Here is an 18,633-nt window from a genome sequence, read left to right as displayed (position 1 = left end):
ACATGAACCTGGCCGTCCCGTCCACAGACCCGACCAGCCGCTGGCACGACCGCGCGCTCAGCCCCGAAGAACGCGCGCAGGCCCTGATCGCCGTGATGACGCTGCCGGAGAAGCTGGCGCAGCTCGTCGGCGTCTGGGTCGGCGCCTCCGACGAGGGCGGCGACGTCGCCCCGCACCAGCACGACATGGAGGAGCCGCCCGACCTCGACGACCTGCTCCCGTCCGGACTGGGCCAGTTGACCCGGCCCTTCGGCACGGTGCCGGTCGACCCGGCGCTGGGCGCGCTCTCGCTCGCCCGCAGCCAGCAGCGCATCGCCGCCGCCAATCGGTTCGGCATTCCGGCCCTGGCGCACGAGGAGTGCCTGGCCGGCTTCGCCGCCTGGGGCGCCACCGCGTACCCGGTGCCGCTCTCCTGGGGCGCCACCTTCGATCCGGACCTGATCCGGCGGATGGCGGCGGCCATCGGCCGCGACATGCGCGCGGTCGGTGTCCACCAGGGCCTCTCCCCGGTCCTCGACGTCGTCCGCGACGCCCGCTGGGGCCGGGTCGAGGAGACCATCGGCGAAGACCCGTACCTGGTCGGCACGGTAGCCACCGCCTATGTGCAGGGCCTGGAGTCCGCGGGGATCGTGGCCACGCTCAAGCACTTCGCGGGCTACTCGGCCTCGCGCGCCGGACGCAACCTCGCCCCCGTGGGCATGGGCGTCCGCGAGCGTGCCGACGTGATCCTCCCGCCCTTCGAGATGGCGGTGCGCGAGGGCCGGCCCCGCTCGGTCATGCACGCCTACACCGACACCGACGGCGTCCCCTCGGCCGCCGACGAGGCGCTGCTCACCGGGCTGCTGCGGGACACCTGGGGCTTCGAGGGGACGGTGGTCGCCGACTACTTCGGCATCGCCTTCCTCAAGGTGCTGCACGGCGTCGCCGGAGACTGGGCCGAGGCCGCCGCCCTCGCCCTGGCCAGCGGCGTGGACGTGGAGCTGCCGACGGTGAAGACCTTCGGCGAGCCGCTGCTGCGCGCCGTCGAGGACGGGACGGTGCCCGAGGCGCTGGTCGACCGGGCGCTGCGCCGGGTGCTGGTGCAGAAGGCCCAGCTCGGCCTGCTGGACCCGGACTGGGACGCCGTCCCGGCGGCGCTCTCCGGCCGCCGGCTCGACGACCCGCGCGAACTGCGCGGCTCGGTCGACCTGGACGGACCGGAGAACCGCGCCCTGGCCCGGGAGATCGCCGAGCAGGCCGTGGTGCTGCTGCGCAACGACGGCACCCTGCCGCTGCGCGACCCGCGCCGGATCGCGCTGATCGGCCCCAACGCCGACACCCCGACGGCGGTGCTCGGCTGCTACGCCTTCCCCGTGCACGTCGGCAGCCAGCACCCCGATGTCCCGGTCGGCATCGAACTGCCCACGCTGAGACAGGCGTTGGCGGCCGAGTTCCCCGGCAGCGAGATCCGGACCGCGGCCGGGGCGAGCGTCGACGGCTCCGACACCTCCGGCTTCGCCGAGGCCGTCGAGGCGGCCCGGTGGGCGGATGTCGTGATCGTCGCCCTCGGCGACCGGGCCGGCCTGTTCGGGCGCGGCACCAGCGGCGAGGGCTGCGACGTGGAGTCCCTGGAACTGCCCGGGGTGCAGCGGCAGTTGCTGGACGCCCTGCTGGACACCGGCAGACGGGTCGTGCCGGTGCTGCTGGCCGGCCGCCCCTACGCGCTGGGACGCGCGGCGACCGAGGCGGCGGCGCTCGTGCAGACCTTCTTCCCCGGCGAGGCCGGCACCGAGGCCGTCGCCGCCGTGCTCAGCGGCCGGACCAACCCCTCGGGCCGACTGCCCGTCAGCATCCCGGCCCGGCCGGGCGTCCAGCCCTCCACCTACCTCGCCGCCCGGCTGGCCGGACCGAGCGAGGTGTCCAGCACCGACCCCACCCCCGCGTTCGGATTCGGGCACGGCATCGGCTACACGGCCTTCGCCTGGACCGACCTGGAGGTGGAGCGGGCCGCCGCCGCGACCGACGGGGCGGTCGGCCTCGCCTTCACCCTGCGGAACACCGGCGACCGGCGCGGCAGCGAGACCGTCCAGCTCTACCTGCACGACCCCGTCGCCAGCGTCGTCCAGCCGGTGCAGCGGCTGATCGGCTACCGGCGGATCACCCTCGACGCGGGCGCGGAGACCCGGGTCCGGATCGGCGTCCCGGCCGACCTCGCCTCCTTCACCGGACGCGACGGCCGACGCGTCGTCGAACCGGGCGAGCTGGAGCTCCGCGTCGCCGCCTCCAGTACCGACGTCCGGCTCACCGCCACCGTCCGACTGGAGGGACCGGTCCGCGTGCTGGACCACACCCGGCGCCTGCACGCGGACTTCCACTCCTCCTGACCCGCCCCCGCGCCGGTCGCCGGCCACGCCCTTCGCGGGGCGCGGCCGGCCGCCGGCGGCCACGGCGGACCGACCCCCCACACCGGTGGTCCTCCTGCCGTGGTGGCACCGGAACCACCTTCAGCCGCACGTCAATCCAGACGGAGAGGTCCTATGTTCCGATCCCGCTCGTTAACGTCCCGCCTCCTGGGCATCCTCGCCGCGGTCGGCCTCGCGGTCGGCCTGAGCCTGCAGGCGGCCCCCCAGGCCGCCGCCGCGTCGCTGACCCAGATCACGAACTTCGGCACCAACCCGACCGGCCTGCAGATGCACCTGTACGTGCCGAACAACGTCAAGGCCAACCCGCCGATCCTGCTGGCCCTGCACGGGTGCCAGGGGACGGGGCCGTACATGTACTCGAGCACCGACTTCGCGTCGCTGGCCGACCGGTACGGGTTCCTCGTCATCTACCCCTCGACGAACCCCAGCGGGAGCTGCTGGGACGTCTCCTCCGACCAGGCGTCGACCCGCAACGGAGGCAGCGACCCGGTCGGGCTGATGTCGATGATCACCTACACGGAGCAGCACTACGGCGGCAACGCCAACGCCGTGTACGTGACCGGGGAGTCGTCGGGCGGGATGATGACGAACATCATGCTCGCCGACTACCCCGACGTCTTCAAGGCGGGCGCGGCGTTCATGGGCGTGCCCTACCACTGCTTCTACACCGGCTCCGTCCGCGGCTGGAACGGCCCGTGCGCCCAGGGGCAGGTCTCCATGACCCCGCGGCAGTGGGGCGGCCTGGTGCGCGGTGCCTATCCCGGCTACACCGGTCCCCGGCCCCGGGTGCAGCTGTGGCACGGGACCGCGGACACCATCCTGAGCCACAACAACCTCGGTGAGGAGATCAAGCAGTGGACCGACGTCCTCGGCGTCAGCCAGACGCCGTCGGCCACGGACACCCCTTCGGCCAACTGGAACCGTACGCGGTACAACAACAGCGCCGGCACCACCCAGGTCGAGGCGTACAGCATCGCCGGGGCCGGGCACCAACTGCCGGTGCAGGGCACCGCGATGGCCGCCACCGCCGTGCACTTCATGGGCCTGGACGCCGGGTCCTCCGGCGGCGGCACGACCGGCGCGCTGCGCGCGGTGGCCGCGGGCAAGTGCCTGACCGACGCCAGCACGGCGCCGGGCACGCAGCAGCAGATCTACGGCTGCAACGGCGGCGCCAACCAGACCTGGACCCGTACGGCGTCGAACCAGCTGACCGTGACGGTCGGCGGCAGCACGCTCTGCCTGGACGCCAACGAGCACGGCACCACCGCCGGCACCAAGGCGATCGTCTGGTCCTGCAACGGCCAGCCCAACCAGCAGTGGCAGCTGAACCCGAACGGGACCGTCACCGGGGTGCAGTCGGGGCTCTGCCTGGACGTGGCCGGCCTGGCCACCGCCGACGGCACGCCCGTCCAGCTGTGGACCTGCAGCGGCGGCAGCAACCAGCAGTGGACGCTGGGATGACGGCACGGGCGCGCCGGCGGGGAGGCGCTCGGTAGTCACGAGCCCCTGCCGCCGCCCGGACCGGCCCCCCGGAAAGCCGGCTGCCCGCCGCACCGTCACGGTGCGGCGGGCAGCCGGTCGGGGCTGGTGCTCAGGCGCAGTCGGCGCCGTTCAGGGTGAACCGGGCCGGTGCCGTGTTGGCGCCGGAGTACGTCGCCTGGAAGCCGAGGCCGGCACTCGCGCCGGGGGCGAGAGTGCCGTTCCAGCCGGCGTCCCGCGCGGTCACGGCGGCCCCGGACTGGGCCGCCGTGGCGTTCCAGGTGCTGGAGATCCGCTGGTCACCCGGGAAGCTCCAGCCGAGCGTCCAGCCGGAGACGGTCGAGGTGCCGGTGTTCCGCACGGTGACGGTGGCGGTGAACCCGTTGCCCCACGCGTTGTCGACCTTGTACGCCACCGAGCAGGACGCCGGGGGCGGTGTGGTGTCGTCGTCCGCCTCGGTCGCGGTGAAGGTCGCCGTCCGTACGCCCGGACCGCCGACGGTGAACACCGCGCTGCCCGCCACGGTGTCGGCGTCCTGCGCCGCCGACACCGTGACCTGCCGCGGGGTGGCCCAGTCGGCCGGGGTGAAGACCAGCGAGGTGGTGACCGCGGTCAGGTCGGTGTCGCCCGAGGCGCGGGTGACCGTCACCGTGACGTTCTGGGCGGGGGCGGCCGAAAGCCTCACCGCCACCGTCGCGGAGCCGCCCTCGGGGACGGTCACGGCCGTCGGGGCCACCTGCACGGCGGGCACCGCCGGCGCCGGCCGCCGCTCGGCGGCGAACGCCGCCAGCCAGGCCAGCGAGGCGTTCCAGTTGATCGCGACCTCGTTGGTCGAGTACGAGCCGATGTCGTCGACGTAGCAGGCCGCCGGTGCGCAGCCCGCCAGTTGGGCCTTGGCCACCGGGTCCTCCAGGCCGGCGTCCGGGCCGCCCGCGAAGGAGCCGGCCGGCGGGTGCGGCAGCGAGGCGTCGTTCTGGTGTGCCCAGAACCGGTGGTGCTGGTTCTCGGAGGCCCGCTCCCCGTAGCCCGTCACGTAGGAGCGGTCCAGGGCGTTGCGGCCCAGCAGGTAGTCCATCGTCTCCAGTGCGCCGGCCCGGTAGCGCGCGGCGCCGGTCAGCTCGTAGGCGACGGCCATCACCATCGCGTTGTTGGCGACGGAGCTGTTGGAGCCCCAGACGTAGCCGTCGGCGGGGATCGGGGCCGCGTAGCCCTGTCCGGCCATGGTGGAGAGGTAGCCGTCGGCGGCCGCGGTCAACTGGCCGCGCAGCCGGGCCATGTCGTCGGCGGGCAGGGCCACGCCGGGCACGGTGGCGAGGGTGATCCGGCCGAGCGTCGCGGTGCCGCCCCACCAGAACGCGTCGACCGGCTTGGTGTGGTGCGGCGAGGAGGTGACGGCGTCCCGGTACTGCGACTCGCCGGTGGTGGCGAGGAGTTCGGCCGCTGCCCAGTAGAACTCGTCGGAGGCGTCGGCGTCCTCGTACGCGCCGCCGCCGGTGTTGTCGGTGGCCAGGGCGAGGACGTTCGGGTTGGCCTTGGCCGCCGCCCAGGCACGGCGGGCCGCGTCCAGGCAGCGGGCGGCGAAGGCGGCGTCGTAGGGCGCGTACACCCGGGCGCACTGGGCCGCGGTGGCGGCCAGGTTGAGCGTGGCGGCCGTCGACGGCTTGTGCAGCTCGCGCTGCTGGTCGTCGAGTTCGGGCCGGGTCGGCAGGCCGGTCCACTGCGCGTCGTGCATCTTGTGGAAGGCCATGCCGGCCAGCGGCTTGCCGTCCGGGACCTGCATCCGCAGCAGGAAGTCCAGTTCCCAGCGGGCCTCGTCCAGCACGTCCGGGATCCCGTTGCCGCGCTCGGGAACGCGCAGCGTGGCGTCGCCGACGGCCGCGTCGCCGCCGGAACGGCGCGCCCGCTCGAAGGAGTTGACCAGCTCCCAGGTGGCGATGCCGCCGTTGACCACGTACTTGCCCTGGTCGCCGGCGTCGTACCAGCCGCCGCGGACGTCCAGCCGGTAGTCGCACACTCCGGTCTGGCACGGCACGCTGGTGTCGCCCTTGTTCGGTGCCACCCCCAGGTGGCCGGCGGGGCGGGCGTACGCGCTGCCGGCCAGCGCCGGGTCGATGGCGATGCCGCTGCGCTGCTGGTAGAAGAACGACATGCTGTCGGCGCGCAGCCCGTCGTACAGGGCGGCCGAGATGGCGAAGGGGTGGCTCGCCCGGCCGTCCACGACCAGGGTGAAGCCGGTGCCGGTGCCGGTGTACCCGCCGAAGTCCGCCAGGTGGGTGGACTGGCCGGACGCCTGGTCGGCGCCGTGCACCGTGGTGGTGCCGGCGGCGACCTGGGCGCCGGAGGCGTCGCGCAGCTGCCAGGCGAGCGGGGCGGTCGCCGAACTGACCACGGTGGCCCGCTTGGGGCCGTCCGGCAGGTAGCCGAGCTGGTTCACACGGACCGGGAAGTCGGAGGCCGGGGCCACCGCGGTGGCGGCCGTGGTGGCGGTGGCCGGGGCGGCAGCGGCGGCGGTGAGCCCGCCGGCGGCCAGGGCCAGGCCGGTCAGCGCGGCGGCCGCGCGGCGGGGCAGCCCGCGGCCGGGGAGGAGGGGAGGCATGGGTGGGAGCCTTCCTTCAGGGGGATGCGGGGGACGGGGTGGGAGCCCGAAATGTGGGAGCGCTCCCATGCCCATGAAGCCAGTCGGGCGGTGGGTGCGTCAAGAGGCGATAAACAAGCGGGAGTTGATGCCATGGACGCAGAAATCCGGCCAATTCCCGATGGTTCGTCAACAGCTGGAGTGGATCGTGGCACGGTGCGTCCGGTCGGTGTGGATCAGGGGTCCGGGTCGGGTGTCCCGGCCGCGCTGACGCTGGTCAAGATTGGATAACGGGCTGGAGTGGGGCTTGTCGGCCCGATTGTTAGCGTTAACAATCTGGTCTCAAGCGAAACACCGTCACCACTCCGCGTTAACACGGACGAGATGGCGCGCCCTCCTCGGGTCGCGCCTCGCACCGTTCGTCTCGCCCGGTCGTCTCGTTCAGCCGTCCGGCTCAGCCGTTCCGCCCCTTTTAGCCTTCGCCCAGTCGTCCCGCCCTGATCCCCGTGAAAGCCGGCCGGTGCCGCCGTCCGTGCGATAGACGATCCCGAGAGGAAGTCCCCACATGTCCAAGAGAGTTGCGGCATCCCTGGTCGCCGGTGCGATGGTCACCGTCCTCACCGCCTGTGGCTCCGGTGGCGGAGGCTCCGCCGACAAGGGCTCCGGCCACAAGCTCGTGGTGGGCTTCTCCCAGGTCGGCGCGGAGAGTGGCTGGCGCACCGCCAACACCAAGTCGATCCAGGAGTCCGCGAAGAAGGCGGGCGTCGAGCTGAAGTTCTCCGACGCGCAGCAGAAGCAGGAGAACCAGATCAAGGCGATCCGCTCGTTCATCCAGCAGAAGGTCGACGTGATCGCCTTCTCGCCGGTGGTGGAGTCGGGTTGGGACACCGTCCTGAAGGAGGCCAAGGACGCGCACATCCCGGTGGTCCTGACCGACCGCGCGGTGGACTCCAAGGACGAGTCGCTCTACGTCTCCTTCCTCGGCTCGGACTTCGTCGAGGAGGGCAAGAAGGCCGGCGACTGGCTGGTCAAGGAGTACGCGAACAACAGTGCCGACGTGAACATCGTCCAGCTGGAGGGCACCACCGGTTCGGCGCCGGCCAACGACCGCAAGTCCGGCTTCGCGGACGCCACCAAGGGTGAGCCCAAGTTCAAGGTGGTCGCCTCGCAGACCGGCGACTTCACCCGCGCCAAGGGCAAGGAGGTCATGCAGGCCTTCCTGAAGTCCCAGCCGAAGATCGACGTGCTGTACGCGCACAACGACGACATGGCGCTCGGCGCGATCCAGGCGATCGAGGAGGCCGGGAAGAAGCCGGGCACCGACATCAAGATCGTCTCCGTGGACGGCGTCAAGGACGCCTTCACCGCGATGAGCCAGGGGAAGATCAACTACGACGTCGAGTGCAACCCGCTGCTCGGCGACCAGCTGATGGACCTGGTGAAGAAGGTCAAGGCGGGTGAGCAGGTGCCGCGGCGGATCAAGACCGAGGAGGGCACCTTCACCCCCGAGCAGGCCACCGCGGCCCTGCCCAACCGCCAGTACTGACCCACCCCGGCCGTGCGGGCCCGCCGCTCCGGCGGTGCGGCCCGCACGGTCCGGCCCGCACGGACCGGACCGGACCGCCCGAGGGCGGGACGCGTCCGGGACACACGAGAGGAGAACCGGGGTGCGGCAGCAACCGGTCCTGGAAGTCCGGGGGATCCGCAAGGAGTTCCCCGGAGTGGTGGCGCTGGACGGGGTCGACTTCCGGCTCTTCCCCGGCGAGGTGCACGCCCTGCTGGGGGAGAACGGCGCCGGCAAGTCCACGCTGATCAAGGTGCTCACCGGGGTCCACCCGGCGGACGGCGGCGAGGTGGTGCTGGCCGGCGACCGGGTGCGGATCGCCGGGCCGCTGCAGGCCCAGCAGGCCGGCATCAGCACGGTGTACCAGGAGGTGAACCTCTGCCCGAACCTGTCGGTCGCGGAGAACATCTTCATCGGGCGGGAACCCCGCCGGTTCGGCCTGATCGACTGGGCCGGGATGCGCCGCCGGGCCGCCGAGCTGGTCCGCGAGCTGGACCTGGACATCGACGTCAGCACGCCGCTGAACAGCCACTCCATCGCCGTCCAGCAGTTGGTGGCCATCGTCCGCGCGGTCGACCTCTCCGCCAAGGTGCTGATCCTGGACGAGCCGACCTCCAGTCTGGACCGCGACGAGGTGCGCCGGCTCTTCGCCGTCATGCGGCGCCTGCGCGACCAGGGCGTGGCGATCCTGTTCGTCACGCACTTCCTCGACCAGATCTACGAGATCTGCGACCGGATGACCGTGCTGCGCAACGGCCGGCTGGAGGGCGAGTACCTGATCAACGAGCTGAACCAGGTCCAACTGGTCTCCCGGATGATCGGCGCCGAGCTCGCCGGACTCGACCGGCTCGGCGGCGGCAAGCGGAGCGAGCGCACCGCACCGGCCGACGGAGCGGTGTTCCTGGAGGCCGACGGGCTGACCCGGCGGGGCGCCGTCGAGCCGTACGACCTGGCCATCCGGTCGGGCGAAGTGATCGGACTGGCCGGGCTGTTGGGCTCCGGACGGACCGAGGCCGCCCGGCTGCTGTTCGGCGCCGACCAGAGCGACGGCGGCACACTGCGGATCGAGGGCGCCAAGACCGCGCTGCGCGGCCCGCGCGACGCGATCGCCCACGGCATCGCCTTCTGCTCCGAGAACCGCAAGACCGAGGGCCTGGTCGGCGAGCTGACCGTCCGCGAGAACATCGTGCTGGCGCTTCAGGCGTCCCGCGGGTGGACGCGCCCGCTGTCGCGCACCGTGCAGGAGCAGTACGCGCTGCGCTGGATCCGCGCCCTGGACATCCGCCCCGACAACCCCGAGGCACTGGTGCGCAACCTCAGCGGCGGCAATCAGCAGAAGGTGCTGCTCGCCCGCTGGCTGATCACCGACCCCAAGCTGCTGATCCTCGACGAACCCACCCGGGGCATCGACATCGGGGCCAAGGCCGAGATCCAGAAACTGGTGGCGAACCTCGCCGACGACGGGATGGCGGTGCTGTTCATCTCCGCCGAACTGGAGGAGGTGCTGCGGCTCAGCCACCGGGTCGGCGTGCTGCGCGACCACCGGATGGTCGCCCAACTCGACAACGACGGCGAGCTCACCCCGGAGCACGTCATGGCCACCATCGCGAGCGGAGCGGACCGATGAGCACGGCAACGGCAACGGCTGCGAGCCCGGTGAAGGCGGTGATCCGGTCCCGGTTGTTCTGGCCGGCCGCGGTGCTGACCGTGCTCCTGGTGGCCAACCTCGCCTTCACCCCCGACTTCTTCTCCGTCCACCTCCAGGGCGGCCACCTCTACGGCTCCCTGATCGACATCCTGCACTTCGGCGCCCCGCTGATCCTGGTCTCCCTGGGCATGACCCTGGTGATCGCCACCGGCGGCATCGACCTGTCGGTCGGCTCCACCGTCGCGATCTCCGGCGCCCTGGCCTGCCTGCACATCAGCGATTCGTCCGACCCGGGGAGCGTCGGCACCGTGCTGACGGCCCTCGGCATCGCGCTGGGCGCCGCCCTGGTGCTCGGCACGGTCAACGGGGTGCTGGTGGCCAGGGTCGGCGTCCAGCCGATCATCGCCACCCTGATCCTGATGGTCGCCGGACGCGGTGTGGCCCAGCTGATCACCGACGGCCAGATCATCACCGTCACCAGCGACCCGTTCAAGCTGATCGGCGGCGGCTACTGGCTGACCATGCCGTTCGCGATCCTGCTCAGCGCCCTGGTGGTGCTGGCCACCGTGCTGCTGACCCGCTTCACCGCGCTCGGCCTGCTGCTGGAGTCCGTCGGCGGCAACCCGGTGGCCAGCCGGCTGGTGGGCATCCGGGCGATGCGCCTGGTCGGCCTGGTCTACGTGTTCAGCGCGCTGTGCGCGGCGCTGGCCGGGCTGATGGTGTCCTCCAACGTCTCGGCCGCCGACGGCAACAACGCCGGACTGTGGATCGAACTGGATGCCATCCTCGCGGTGGTGCTCGGCGGGACCTCGCTGAACGGCGGCCGGTTCTCGATCGGCGGCACCGTCCTGGGCGCGCTCATCATCCAGACCCTCTCCACCACCGTCTACACCATCGGCATCCCGCCGGAGACCACCCTGGTGTTCAAGGCGTTCGTGGTGATCGCGGTCTGCCTCATCCAGTCGCCCGTCTTCCGCGCCAAGCTCGCCGCCCGCGGCACGCGGACCCGGCGTACCACCCGGTCGCACGCCGCGGGCCCCACCAACCGGGAGGTCGGCGCATGAACGCCAACGCCCTGCTGACCCGCCTGCGCGGCCAGATCCCGCTGCTGGTCACCGCCGTCCTGCTGGTGTCGATGTTCGGCGTCGGCTCGGCTCAGTACGACGGCTTCTTCTCCGGCCAGGTCGTGCTCAACCTGCTGATCGACAACGCCTTCCTGCTGGTCGTCGCGGTCGGCATGACCTTCGTCGTGCTGACCGGCGGCATCGACCTGTCGGTCGGCGCGGTGGTGGCGCTGTCCACCATGGTCTCCGCCTGGCTGGTCGAGCGGCAGGGCTGGCCGCCGCTGCTGGTGATCCCGCTGGTCCTGCTGATGGGCACCGCGGGCGGCTGGCTGATGGGCTGGGTCATCCACGTCTTCGAGATCCAGCCGTTCATCGTCACGCTGGCCGGCATGTTCCTGGCCCGCGGCCTGTGCTACACGATCAGCATCGACTCGATCTCCATCACCGACCCGCAGTACACCGCGATGGCGCAGACCCGGATCCCGCTCGGCAGCCTGTTCGTCTCGCCGAGCGCGGTCATCGCGCTGCTGGTGGTCGCCGTCGGCTTCGTGGTCCTCCACTACACCCGGCTCGGCCGCAACGTGTACGCGCTCGGCGGCAGCGAGCAGTCGGCGCTGTTGATGGGCCTGCCGGTCCAGCGCACCAAGACCACCGTCTACGCGATCAGCGGCTTCTGCTCCGCGCTCGGCGGCGTGCTGCTCACCTTCTACATGCTGTCCGGCTACGGCCTGCACGCGGTGGGCCTGGAACTGGACGCGATCGCCGCGGTCGTCATCGGCGGCACCCTGCTGACCGGCGGCTCCGGCTACCTGCTGGGCACCCTGCTCGGGGTGCTGGTGCTCGGGCTGATCCAGACCGTGATCAGCTTCCAGGGCACCCTCAGCTCCTGGTGGACCCGGATCGTCATCGGCGCCCTGCTGTTCGTCTTCATCGTCCTGCAGCGCCTGATCACCGCCCGCCGGCGCTGAGCGCACCCGGCACAAGACCCCGGCGCCCGCGGCCTCCTCGAAGGCCGCGGGCGCCGGGGTCTTGTGCCGGGGTGACCGCTCACGCGCCCCGCGGGGCCCGGGCCGGTCGGGTGGCACGGATGAGCCAGAGCGTCGCGGCCACGCACAGCGCGGAGACCGCCCCGAGCACCAGGGGCACCGAGCGCACGCCCAGCGACTCGATGGCCTTGCCGAGGGTCGGCCCCGCGACGACACCGCCCACCATGGAGGCCGCGATCACCAGCGCGCCGGCCCGGCGGGCCCGCGGCGCGGCCCGGTTGAGCCAGGGCAGCCCGGTGGGGAAGATCGGCGCGATGAACAGGCCGACCCCCGCGTAGGCGTACGGGGCGATGTCCCGTACGGACGCCAGCAGGAGACAGACCGTCATCCCCGCGCAGGAGACCGTGATGATCGCCTCGGCGGAGAAGCGCAGCGTGATCGGGGCGACCAGGAACCGTCCGACGGTCATCATCAGCCAGTAGACGGAGGTGGCGGTGGCGGCGAGCCCGGCACCGTAGCCGACCGTCTCCAGGTGGGTGGGCTCCCAGCCGCCGACACCCGCCTCGATGCCGACGTGCAGGACGTACAGGGCGACGAAGACGGCCAGCACCGAGCCCAGGCTGCGGCTGAGCGCGCTTCCGGTGGCCTCGTCCGGGCCGGCGCCACCGGTCTGCTGCGGGGCCCGGTCGCGCACACCGCGCAGGCACAGCAGCAGCGGCAGGTTGGCCGCGGCGAAGACCAGGAAGAGCGCGGGGTAGTGCTCGGCGCCGACCGCGCCCACGAGCGCGGGGCCGAGGATCGCGCCGATGCCGAAGTGGGCGTTGAGGACGTTCAGCATCGCCGTCGAACGGTGGCCGAAGCCTACGGCGAAGAGCTGGTTGAGGCCGTAGTCGATCCCGCCGAAGCCGAGCCCGGCGAGCAGCGCCATCGCCAGGGCGAGCGGCCAGCCGGGGGCCAGGGCGAACCCCGCCGCGCCGACCGCCATCAGCAGGTAGGAGGCGCCGAGGATCCGGCGGTTGCCGATCCGCCCGAACAGCCGGTCGAAGAGCAGCACGCCGGCGACACCACCGACGAAGTGGGCGCTCAGGCCCAGTCCGGCGGCCGCGGGGGAGAGCTGGAAGTCGGCCCGGAACGCGGGGATCGTCGGCCCGTACAGCGCCTGGAGCGCGCCGATGAGCACGAATCCGGCACAGGAGGCCACCGTCGCCGCCGGGCTGAACATCCGTACATCGGGGGCGGCCGGGGCTGCCGCGACGCGCTGGGCGGTCGGTTGGTCGGTCACGTGCTCTCCAGATGACGGGCCACGATCTCGTGGGCGTAGGACATGATCGTTCCCTGCGGACTGATCCCGGGAGCGCCCGGCAGGACGCTCGCGTCGCAGAGGTGCAGGTTGGTGAAGCCGTGGGGGCGGCCGCGGTCGTCGACGACCCCGCCGCGCTCCGGCAGGGCCATCGGGCAGCTCGCCATGCCGTGCACGGAGACCGGCTCCCAGTCGCCCGGCCGGACCCGCGCGCAGTACTCCGCCGCGTCGGCCTCCGAACGCAGCGGTGGGGCCGAACTGGTGGGCGGCAGCAGCTCCACGGCGCCCGCGGCGAACAGCAGCCGGGCGGTGCGGCGGAACGCCAGGCGCATCAGGTCGTGGTCGGCACCGGTCAGGCCGTGCCGCAGCAGGGGCGAGCCGCCGAGGACCGCGCTGATCCGCGCGGTGCCCTGCACCCGCACCTGCGTGGTGAACATCCCCAGGTGCGCCCGGGCGGCGAGCAGGGCGGCGACCTGGCCCGGGTCGCGTCCGGCGAGCGCCGCGCCCAGTCCGCCGGGGGTGACGTTGGACGGCATGACGAGCACGCCCAGCGCGGAGTGCTCCTGCACCTGGGCGGTGAACATGGTGCCGCGGGTGGCGTCCACGGCCCGGGGGAAGCGGGCGACGGTCCGCAGGTTGAGGTGGAGCGCCAGCCGGCGGCCCGCCGCCCGCCGGTGGATCCCGCTGCGGCGCAGCAGGGTGGGGGTGCCGACCGGACCGGCGGCGACGAACACCGTCCGGGCGCGGTAGCGCACCGGCCGGCCGTCGGGGCCGGTCGCCGCGACGCCGAGGGCGGTGCCGCCGCCGTCGTGGAGGATCCGCTCCACCCGGACACCGGGTTCGATGACGGCGCCCAGGGCCTCCGCGTCGGGCAGGTAGCTGAGGGCCATGCTCTGCTTGGCACCGCTCGGGCACCCGGTGGCGCACTGGTTGCGGTGGCGGCAGCCCCGCACCACCCGCTGGGGGTGCTGCCAGCGCCAGCCGAGCGAGGCGGCGGCCTGCGCGAGCAGCCGGGAGTCCGCGTTGCCGTCGCCGTGCTCCTGCACGATCATGCCCAGCCTCTTCCGCACCCGCGCGAAGTGCGCGCCCACCACGTCGTCCCGGTAGCCGCCGTACCCGCTCAAGGTCGCCCAGCGGTCGAGGAGGGCCGCCGAGGGCTGCCACAGCAGACCGCCGTTGACCACCGTGGTGCCGCCGACCACGCAGGCCTCGCCGTAGGCGATCGGCGGTGTGCCGAGGATCGCGGTCGCCCCGCCGTTGCGGTAGAGGCGGCGCATGGACTCGGCGGGTGCGGCGGCCGCGAGGTCCTCGGTGCTGACCCGGGGCCCCTCCTCCAGTACGGTCACCTCGCGGCCGGCGGCGGCCAGTTCGCGCGCGGCGACACTGCCGCCCGCACCGGAGCCGACCACCAGGACGTCGCAGTCGACGTCGGCTGCGCCGCTCACCGCAGTGCCTCCCGGGAGGCCGGTCCGTCCAGGGCGCCGTACAGGGCCAGCGCCGTGGTGGCCCGCAGGACCTCGGCGTACCCGGGGACACCGCGCAGCCGCGCCAGCCCGGCCCGCAGCTGTGCGGGCGAGGCGCTCCGGGGGAAGCGGCCGGACACCGCGAGGAAGGCCGCGGGGAACAGCCGCAGGGCCACCGACAGGCCCCAGCGCTGGAGGGCCGGGGCCCGGTCCAGGCTCTCCGCCGTGTGCCGGACCGCCTCGCGCAGCGCGGCCGGGGACCGCAGCGGCGCGAACTCGACGGCCCAGCAGCGGGGCAGACCGGAGGCCCGCAGGGCGGACGCGGTGCCGGTCATGCGGACACCTTCTCCTTGACCAGTCCGGCGAGCAGCCGGGTGGCGCCCCGGGACAGCACCTCGTCCAGGGCGGTCAGGAACAGGTCCACCTCGTCCGGCTCGGCCACCAGCGGCGGAGAGGCGATGAGCGCGATCGAGCGGTTCGAGCCGAAGAAGGTGAGCACGCCGTGGTCGCGGTAGAGCGCGGCGATCACCGCCGCGGTCAGCACCTTCGACATGGCCTGCGGGTCCTTCGCGGCGGCGGTCGGCAGCTTGGTCCGCAGGATCTCGGGCAGCTGCGGACCGGGCGTCAGGAACACCCCGTGCAGCGCGCCCCGGCCCCGGACCTCCCGCACCAGGCGCGGGTGCCGGGCGGCGATCCCGGCCAGTCCGTCGCCGAGGCGCTCGCCCAGCTTCCGCGCACGCCCGGGGAAGTCCTCGTCGACGGCCACGGCCACCGCCTCCAGCGCGGTCGCCGTCTCCTCGCCGAAGCCGTAGTACGTCGTGCTGTGCAGCGTGGCGTCGGCCAGGTTGTCGTAGGCGCTGCGGAAGATCCGCTCGCGGGCGATGTACCCGGAGATCGACGCCTTGCCGCCGCCGAAGGACTTGGACGTGGTGACGATGTCGGGGACCAGACCCGGGTGGTGCAGGAAGTGGAAGAGCTCCCCGGTCTTGCCCCAGCCGGTGTAGACCTCGTCGAAGACCAGCACGATGTCGCGCTCGGTGCACAGCCGCCGCACCGCACGGAGGAACCCGGGCGAGCACTCGCGCAGGCTGGAGGCGCTGAACGGCTCCAGCACCACCGCGTACACGTCGGACTCGCCGGCCGACGAGGTGTGGCGCTCCAGGGCCAGCAGGAAGGAGTCCAGGTCGTCGTAGGTGAACGCGTCCGTGCCCGGGATCTGCGGGTACGGGAAGTGGACCTCGGGCGAGGCCGTCAGGCTCCCGGCTCCCAGCAGCTTCCCGTGGAACGCGATGTCGCTGTGGAGCACGGTGCCCCGACGGCCGCGGTGGTACTTGTAGGCGAGCTTCACCGCGCCCTCCACCGCCTCCGCCCCGGAGTTGGGGAAGTAGCTGATGTTCAGGTCCTCCGGCAGCAGCTGCGCGAGGTTGTGGCCGAGCGCGGCGACGTACGGGGAGAGGTAGTTCTTGTGGACCTCCATCCGCTGCGCGTCGAGGAAGCGCCGGCGGGCCGCGAGGATCCGCGGGTGGTTGTGGCCGTGGTTGAGCACGCCGACCCCGCCGGTGAAGTCCAGGACGCGCCGGCCGTCCCGCAGGTGGATCCAAGCGCCCTCGGCGTGGTCGACCACGTCCCGGCCGAAGCCGAAGGACCCGATCAGGGAGACCTGGCTGCGGCTGACGTACCGTCGGTACAGGTCGTGGACCTGCTCGGCGGTCATGGCCTCGGCCTGGTCGACGGTCAGCAGTTCAGGCATGGTGACTCCCGGAGACGGTTTCGGGGGCGCGCTCGGCGGCGAGGCGGTCGAGGACGAGCCGCCCGGCGCGGCGGCCGTCGCGGACGGCGTAGTTGGTGCCGCGGTCCTCGGGGAAGACCTGGGCCATTCCCGCCAGGTACAGTCCGCGGATCCCGGACTCCACCGGGGGCATGGTGCGGGTGTAGCCCGGGGTGATCACCGGCTGGGCGTACGGGGCGCGCCAGACGTGGTAGCGCTCCACCCAGCTCTCCCGGAAGTCGGGGAACATCCGCTGGATGAACGGCAGGCTGTAGCGGAAGACCTCCTCGTCGGACATCCGGTACAGCTCGGCGTCGGTCGGCAGGTACTTGGACAGGTAGACCACGTGCCGGCCGTCGTACCGGTCGGGGTGGTCCAGGTTGGTGTGCTCGATGACGCCGACGTAGGGGAAGCCCGGGTCGTTGACGTTGAGCCAGTACGTGTCCGACAGGCGGCGGTTGTTCTCCAGCACCAGGCAGACGTTGCCCAGGTAGTCGACCGCCGACCAGCTCCGGCGCAGCTGCGCGACGCGCGGGTCGTCGGCGTCCTGGTGCCGGACCAGTGCGGCGGCCGTCGGCGGGGCCACGGTGACCAGGACCTGGCGGGCGCGGTGGAAGACCCCGCCCGCGGTCACCCCGTCGACCCCGGACCCGCCGACGTGGACGGCCTCGACCTCGGTGCCGGTGAGGATCTCCGCACCCAGCGACTCCAGCCGGAGCCTGAGCGCGTCCAGCAGCGTCTCGCAGCCGCCTTTGAGGTAGTACAGCGTCTCCTTGCCGGACCGCGAGCGGCTGCCGCCGCGCAGGTGCAGCTTGGTCCACATCCAGGTGGCGCCCACCTGGGACGCGTAGTCGCCGAACTTGCCCTCCAGCAGCGGGCGCCAGACGGTCTCGTAGACCCGGCGGCCGCCCAGCGACACCAGCCACTCCTGCGCCGTCAGCGATTCGAGGTCCCGCCAGTGCTTCACCCGCCGGGCCCGCAGCGCCAGCAGGCCGAGCCGCAGCCGGTCCACCAGGGGCAGGGGGGTGAACCGCAGCAGGTCCAGGGGGGCGGACAGCCGGTACACCGAGTTGGCGTAGTAGACGCCGGTCCGGGTCTCATGGGCCTCCAGCAGGTGGGACAGGCCCAGCCCCGCACAGAGCCGGACCATCTCCTGGTCGGAGTCGAACCAGTGGTGGTAGAACCGCTCCAGCCGCCTGCCCTCGCCCACGTCGAAGCTGGCGGCGAGCCCGCCGACCACGTCCTCGCGTTCGATGACGCGCACGCTCCGGCCCTGGGAGGCCAGTTCGAGCGCGGCCGACAGGCCGGTGAAACCGGCCCCGACGATCACCACGTCCACCGGCGCGGCCGGCGACGCGTTCTGCTCCGTTGTCGTGGTCACAGGGCGACACGCTCCTCAAGGTGTACGGATCCGCTGATCGCTTCGAGTCGTTCACCGACCACGTAGTGGGGCCGGCCCCTGACCTGGCGGAGCACCGCGTCCAGGTACTCCCCGACCACGCCCAGGGCCAGCGCCTGGACGCCGAACGCGCCGGAGGCCGCCAGCAGCCGGACGTCACGGCGCACGGCGGCGGCGGTCGCCCCGCCCACCAGGGCGAGCGCTCCCACGTAGGCGGGCAGACGCAGGGGGAGGGAGGAGTTGGCCAGCAGACCGTTGCGGGACAGGGCGAGCATCTTGCGCAGGGTGTACTTCGACGCGCCCGCGTACCGCGCGTCGCGGTCGTACGGCACGCTGGTCTCCGGCAGTCCGAACCAGCTGACGGCACCGCGGAGGTAGAGGTCCTGTTCGAGCGAGACCGACAGCAGTTCCACCAACTCCCGGTCCATCAACCGGAAGTCGCCGGTGTCCAGCTCGGGCGGCCGGTCGGAGATCGCGCCGAGCACGCGGTAGAACGCGGCGGCGGTGGCTCGCTTGAAGACGGTCTCGCCCGCCCGGCTGCGCCGCCGGGCGGAGACGACCGACCAGCCGTCCCGCCACAGCGCGGCCATCTCGGCGATCACTTCCGGAGGGTCCTGCAGGTCCGCGTCGATGACGACGACGGCGTCGCCCCGGGACTCGCGCAGTCCGGCCAGGCAGGCGCTCTGGTGGCCGAAGTTCCGGCTCAGCCGCATCGCCCGGGTGGAACCCGAGCTCCGGGCCAGTGAGTTGATCAGATCCCAGGTGCCGTCGGCGCTTCCGTCGTCCACGTAGATCTGCTCGCAGTCGAAGTCCGGCAGACCGTCCAGGACACGGCTCAGGCGATCGTGGGTGTGCGCCAGCACCTCGGCTTCGTTGTAGCAGGGTACGACGACGCTGAGCAGCGGTCGCCGGCTGTCGAAGACACGGCGTTTCGGTAACACGGCACTCCTTAGGGGAGTTGGTGTGTGTCGGTGGGTGGTCGAAG

Annotated in this window: 13 protein-coding genes; 6 read left to right on the top strand and 7 right to left on the bottom strand. The window is 72.6% G+C overall.

Annotated elements, in window-relative coordinates:
- The first annotated feature begins 2 nt into the window (after positions 1 to 2).
- Together IE332_RS20760 and IE332_RS20755 are read left to right on the top strand one after the other, a co-directional pair.
- Positions 3 to 2,363: a beta-xylosidase/alpha-l-arabinosidase gene (locus IE332_RS20760; RefSeq protein ID WP_189918930.1), complete on the top strand. Its 2,361-nt coding sequence runs from the start codon at positions 3 to 5 to the stop codon at positions 2,361 to 2,363.
- 153 nt (positions 2,364 to 2,516) lie between these two features.
- Complete coding sequence (locus tag IE332_RS20755) at positions 2,517 to 3,863, top strand: extracellular catalytic domain type 1 short-chain-length polyhydroxyalkanoate depolymerase (RefSeq protein ID WP_189918579.1); 1,347 nt, start codon at positions 2,517 to 2,519, stop codon at positions 3,861 to 3,863.
- A 130-nt stretch (positions 3,864 to 3,993) separates the two neighbouring features.
- Here the strand turns inward: IE332_RS20755 and IE332_RS20750 are convergent, their stop codons facing one another.
- Positions 3,994 to 6,477: a glycoside hydrolase family 9 protein gene (locus tag IE332_RS20750; protein WP_189918577.1), complete on the bottom strand. Its 2,484-nt coding sequence runs from the start codon at positions 6,475 to 6,477 to the stop codon at positions 3,994 to 3,996.
- Positions 6,478 to 7,021: 544 nt separating this feature from the next.
- Here IE332_RS20750 and IE332_RS20745 point away from each other — a divergent pair.
- The 4 genes from IE332_RS20745 to yjfF all read left to right on the top strand — a co-directional run bounded on the left by IE332_RS20745 (position 7,022) and on the right by yjfF (position 11,700).
- Positions 7,022 to 8,002 carry an ABC transporter substrate-binding protein gene (locus IE332_RS20745; protein WP_189918575.1) on the top strand — a complete coding sequence of 327 codons (981 nt, stop codon included), beginning with the start codon at positions 7,022 to 7,024 and terminating at the stop codon, positions 8,000 to 8,002.
- A 121-nt stretch (positions 8,003 to 8,123) separates the two neighbouring features.
- The gene (locus IE332_RS20740) at positions 8,124 to 9,647 is read left to right on the top strand and encodes a sugar ABC transporter ATP-binding protein (protein ID WP_189918573.1); all 1,524 of its coding nucleotides are present in this window, start codon (positions 8,124 to 8,126) and stop codon (positions 9,645 to 9,647) included.
- On the top strand, positions 9,644 to 10,732 hold the full coding sequence (locus tag IE332_RS20735) for an ABC transporter permease (protein ID WP_189918571.1): 1,089 nt from the start codon (positions 9,644 to 9,646) through the stop codon (positions 10,730 to 10,732). Before IE332_RS20740 ends, IE332_RS20735 begins: the two co-directional genes overlap by 4 nt.
- A complete protein-coding gene (gene yjfF, locus IE332_RS20730; protein ID WP_189918569.1) occupies positions 10,729 to 11,700 on the top strand; it encodes a galactofuranose ABC transporter, permease protein YjfF in 972 nt (323 codons plus the stop codon). The genes IE332_RS20735 and yjfF overlap by 4 nt, the downstream gene beginning before the upstream one ends.
- Positions 11,701 to 11,779: 79 nt before the next feature.
- Here the strand turns inward: yjfF and IE332_RS20725 are convergent, their stop codons facing one another.
- Genes IE332_RS20725 through IE332_RS20700 form a run of 6 tightly spaced genes read right to left on the bottom strand, consistent with a single transcriptional unit; the run spans position 11,780 to position 18,589 of the window.
- Positions 11,780 to 12,940 (bottom strand): MFS transporter, encoded by a 1,161-nt coding sequence (locus IE332_RS20725; RefSeq protein ID WP_189918929.1) that lies wholly within the window; start codon positions 12,938 to 12,940, stop codon positions 11,780 to 11,782.
- A 56-nt stretch (positions 12,941 to 12,996) separates the two neighbouring features.
- Complete coding sequence (locus tag IE332_RS20720; RefSeq protein ID WP_189918567.1) at positions 12,997 to 14,463, bottom strand: GMC family oxidoreductase; 1,467 nt, start codon at positions 14,461 to 14,463, stop codon at positions 12,997 to 12,999.
- A complete protein-coding gene (locus IE332_RS20715) occupies positions 14,460 to 14,816 on the bottom strand; it encodes a hypothetical protein (RefSeq protein ID WP_189918565.1) in 357 nt (118 codons plus the stop codon). The genes IE332_RS20720 and IE332_RS20715 overlap by 4 nt, the downstream gene beginning before the upstream one ends.
- Positions 14,813 to 16,231: an aspartate aminotransferase family protein gene (locus IE332_RS20710; protein WP_189918563.1), complete on the bottom strand. Its 1,419-nt coding sequence runs from the start codon at positions 16,229 to 16,231 to the stop codon at positions 14,813 to 14,815. The genes IE332_RS20715 and IE332_RS20710 overlap by 4 nt, the downstream gene beginning before the upstream one ends.
- Positions 16,224 to 17,630 (bottom strand): NAD(P)/FAD-dependent oxidoreductase, encoded by a 1,407-nt coding sequence (locus tag IE332_RS20705; RefSeq protein WP_229928759.1) that lies wholly within the window; start codon positions 17,628 to 17,630, stop codon positions 16,224 to 16,226. The genes IE332_RS20710 and IE332_RS20705 overlap by 8 nt, the downstream gene beginning before the upstream one ends.
- On the bottom strand, positions 17,627 to 18,589 hold the full coding sequence (locus IE332_RS20700; protein WP_189918561.1) for a glycosyltransferase family 2 protein: 963 nt from the start codon (positions 18,587 to 18,589) through the stop codon (positions 17,627 to 17,629). The genes IE332_RS20705 and IE332_RS20700 overlap by 4 nt, the downstream gene beginning before the upstream one ends.
- Between the last annotated feature and the right edge of the window lie 44 nt (positions 18,590 to 18,633).

The sequence above is a fragment of the Kitasatospora xanthocidica genome (genome assembly GCF_014656195.1).
Classification (GTDB): Bacteria; Actinomycetota; Actinomycetes; order Streptomycetales; family Streptomycetaceae; genus Kitasatospora; species Kitasatospora xanthocidica.
This window is presented reverse-complemented; position numbering and strand designations above follow the sequence as displayed.

What these genes read in the sequence shown, in the direction of transcription:
- IE332_RS20710 (WP_189918563.1), bottom strand. Translation starts at nt 16,231, where the DNA reads ATGCCTGAACTGCTGACCGTCGACCAGGCCGAGGCCATGACCGCCGAG.
- yjfF (WP_189918569.1), top strand. Translation starts at nt 10,729, where the DNA reads ATGAACGCCAACGCCCTGCTGACCCGCCTGCGCGGCCAGATCCCGCTG.
- IE332_RS20745 (WP_189918575.1), top strand. Translation starts at nt 7,022, where the DNA reads ATGTCCAAGAGAGTTGCGGCATCCCTGGTCGCCGGTGCGATGGTCACC.
- IE332_RS20725 (WP_189918929.1), bottom strand. Translation starts at nt 12,940, where the DNA reads ATGTTCAGCCCGGCGGCGACGGTGGCCTCCTGTGCCGGATTCGTGCTC.
- IE332_RS20755 (WP_189918579.1), top strand. Translation starts at nt 2,517, where the DNA reads ATGTTCCGATCCCGCTCGTTAACGTCCCGCCTCCTGGGCATCCTCGCC.
- IE332_RS20750 (WP_189918577.1), bottom strand. Translation starts at nt 6,477, where the DNA reads ATGCCTCCCCTCCTCCCCGGCCGCGGGCTGCCCCGCCGCGCGGCCGCC.
- IE332_RS20715 (WP_189918565.1), bottom strand. Translation starts at nt 14,816, where the DNA reads ATGACCGGCACCGCGTCCGCCCTGCGGGCCTCCGGTCTGCCCCGCTGC.
- IE332_RS20760 (WP_189918930.1), top strand. Translation starts at nt 3, where the DNA reads ATGAACCTGGCCGTCCCGTCCACAGACCCGACCAGCCGCTGGCACGAC.
- IE332_RS20735 (WP_189918571.1), top strand. Translation starts at nt 9,644, where the DNA reads ATGAGCACGGCAACGGCAACGGCTGCGAGCCCGGTGAAGGCGGTGATC.